Source organism: Trebonia sp. (assembly GCF_030042015.1).
In the GTDB taxonomy this organism is placed as follows: domain Bacteria; phylum Actinomycetota; class Actinomycetes; order Streptosporangiales; family Streptosporangiaceae; genus Trebonia.
In genome coordinates this window covers 1-2,592 of sequence record NZ_JASIAL010000446.1, presented here as the reverse complement: position 1 = coordinate 2,592, position 2,592 = coordinate 1, and the positions used below count along the sequence as shown (strand labels likewise).

At 68.5% G+C, this 2,592-nt stretch carries 5 protein-coding genes; 3 read left to right on the top strand and 2 right to left on the bottom strand.

The annotated features are described in order from the left end of the window. The coding region (locus Q1N79_RS24035) for a hypothetical protein (protein ID WP_300612685.1) at positions 1-403 on the top strand (403 nt) is incomplete at its 5' end. Between the two features lie 209 nt (positions 404-612). Here Q1N79_RS24035 and Q1N79_RS24030 read toward each other — a convergent pair. Continuing rightward, positions 613-990, bottom strand: a complete 378-nt coding sequence (locus tag Q1N79_RS24030) for a VOC family protein (RefSeq protein WP_300612683.1) — start codon at positions 988-990, stop codon at positions 613-615. 94 nt (positions 991-1,084) lie between these two features. Between Q1N79_RS24030 and Q1N79_RS24025 the strand changes: the two genes are divergently transcribed. Further along, complete coding sequence (locus tag Q1N79_RS24025; protein WP_300612681.1) at positions 1,085-1,477, top strand: GntR family transcriptional regulator; 393 nt, start codon at positions 1,085-1,087, stop codon at positions 1,475-1,477. A 192-nt stretch (positions 1,478-1,669) separates the two neighbouring features. Here the strand turns inward: Q1N79_RS24025 and Q1N79_RS24020 are convergent, their stop codons facing one another. Then, a complete protein-coding gene (locus tag Q1N79_RS24020; protein WP_300612679.1) occupies positions 1,670-2,293 on the bottom strand; it encodes an HAD family phosphatase in 624 nt (207 codons plus the stop codon). A gap of 54 nt (positions 2,294-2,347) precedes the next feature. Between Q1N79_RS24020 and Q1N79_RS24015 the strand changes: the two genes are divergently transcribed. Then, positions 2,348-2,592, top strand: a 245-nt coding sequence (locus Q1N79_RS24015) for a hypothetical protein (RefSeq protein ID WP_300612677.1), incomplete at its 3' end; no start/stop codon positions are given.

The following is a 2,592-nucleotide window of genomic DNA, read 5'->3' as shown; positions in this document are numbered from 1 at the left end:
GGCACATGGATGGCACCCCGCCTTCCCGGCCCCGGCCCCCGACGACACCGAGCCGGGAACCGTCTTCGAAACCAGCGCCCACGGCCGGCCCACCATCTGGCTCGTGACAGACCGGCAACCAGGCCAGCGCATCTCCTACGCCCGCGTGACCCCCGGCGACCAGGCCGGCACCGTGACGATCACGGTCAGCGCCGCCGGCCGCCACAGCGAGGTCGAAGTCACCTATCAGCTAACCGCACTCACCGGCCCCGCCAGCCGCAAGCTGCGTGAATTCGCCGATGAATACCCCGCCTACCTCCAGTCATGGCAAGACGCCATCACCGCCTGGATACACAACGCCGGCGCCGGTGCACGCGCGGGCCGGGATAACGGGAAGGAAAGCGGCGACGAGCTTCAAGCATGAAGTCCTCGTGAATCTCGAAGCCGCCTGCGACTCGTCCGAGTCGCCGAGCGACGACAACTGTGGTCCCGCCCCCGGCAAAGTCGGCGTATGGCGGGCTGGTGAAGAAGAGGTTGGTACTTCCGGCAGGGCGCCGGGGAAGCCACTCCAAGGCATCACCGTGGGTAACCCCCTCTTGGAGCACCTGAGCCAGAACCCGATCACCTGCCGGGTCAGTCCCAGCCGGTGAAGCTCTTGACCGCGATGCAGAATTCGTTGCCCTCGGGGTCTTGCAGCACGGTCCAGCTGTGGCTTCCGTCCCCCAGCCGATGCTGGCTGACGACCGTGGCACCGAGCGCTATGAGTTCGTCGACGGCTGACGGGTCGGGGTTCACCAGGTCGAGGTGGACACGGTTCTTGGCCTGCTTCGCTTCGGGCACCTTGTTGAAGTACCAGGCCGGCTCCGGCCGTTCGGCGTCGGCTCCGCCGATGGAGGCGAACAGCTCGCTGCTGCCCTTATCGAGCGGGCGGCCAAGCACTGCCGACCAGAAGGCGGCTAGCTTCAGCACGTCGTGGCAGTCGAAGGCGACATTGCCGATCCTGGACGTCATGGCATCCTCCCTGGCGCGTGGCTATTTGGCTCGACACGGGCACCCCTAGAAGGGGGTTCATCTAGGAACCTAGATGAATAGAGGTTTGGTTCCGTTGATCGAGTTCCACCTGGACGCCCGCTCGGGCGTGTCACCATACCAGCAGATCGTCCAGCAGGTACGGCACGCGCTCCGGCTGGGCTTGCTGCACGAGGGCGACCAGCTCCCGACCGTCAAGGACGTGGTGGCAAGCCTGGCGATCAATCCGAACACCGTGCTCAAGGCCTACAAGGAGCTCGAGCACGCGGGGCTTGTCGCGGCCCGGCCGGGAATCGGGACCTTCGTGACCGCGACCCTGAGCGGCGTCTCGCTGGCCGCGCACGGCCCGCTGCGGCAGGAGCTGACGCGGTGGCTGGCCAAGGCCCGCCGGGCGGGGCTGGACGACGAGAGCATCGAGGCGCTGTTCCGCGACACGTTTCGGTCCCCGGCTGCGGAGGGCGTAGCATGACCGATCTGATCACCGCCAGCGGGCATGCCCCAACAAGTTCCCGGCGGCGAGCCTGTCCCACGGCGCGAATGCCGGGCCTCCTCCCGGCATGAGCCAGGCCGTTCAGGAGTGCTGCGCCAGGCTCGGCATCAGGCAGCTGCTGACCCTACCAGCCGGGCCACTTTCTTGTGGCTGCGGCGCCGGTTCGCCTGATCAGGCGAGTGACGCCAGGAAGGCGCGCAGGTCCTCGGTGCCCGTGAAAACGTGGCCGGTGATCCCGAGGGCCTGCGCGCCCCGCACGTTGGCTTCTTTGTTGTCGATGAACACCGCCTCGGCGGCGCCGATGCCCAGGTCGGCGAGGACGTGCCGGAAGATCTCTGGCTGCGGCTTCAGCAAGTTGAGCTCGCCGCTGACGTAGCAGGCCGCGAGGAAGTCGCCGAGCGGGCCGTGCCGGAAGTAGCTGCCGTAGTCGGGCCCGGCGTTGGACAGCAGCGCCAGCCTGGTGCCGCCCGCCTTCAGGTCAGAAAGCACCTCGATCGTCTGGGGGTTGATCCGCATCCAGCTGCGCAGGTCCGCCGCCCACAGCTCGTGTACCCGCGCGTCGTCCCAGCTGGCGCCGATCTCGCTGGCGATCGCGCGCCAGTAGGCGGCGACGCCGGCCCGGCCCAGGTCCAGGCCCGACCTGTGGGCCCAGTAGGCGGGCCAGAACTTCGCGCCGTCCACCCCGGCCAGGGCGCTGATCGCATCCCGGTCGGCGGCTGACTGCCCAAGCGAGATGACCTCTCCGTAGTCGACGATGACGGTCCGGCCGGGAAGCGAGATGGGCGCACGGGTCACCCGAAAAAGCTACCCCCTGTCGCCTGAGATGCAGGGCTGCGTATGTTAAGCGGCATGACCTCGCGAGTGTCCAGTGACCTGCTGCTGGTGGGGAGCGTGCCGGCGGCGTCGGCCGAGGAGGCGCTGCGCGCGGGGGCGGCGAACTTCGCGGGCTTGGTGTTCGCGCTGCCGGACGGCGAGACCGGCCCGCGCTCGTCCTGGGTGGGGTATGAGCGCGAGCGCCTCGTCCGGCCGAACCCGGCGATCGAGACCGTCAGGGAGACCGACTCGCCGACCGGGATCCCGCGGCACATGTACGA

Coding starts and splice junctions, on each gene's coding strand:
- Q1N79_RS24030 (WP_300612683.1), bottom strand. CDS start 990: ATGACGTCCAGGATCGGCAATGTCGCCTTCGACTGCCACGACGTGCTG.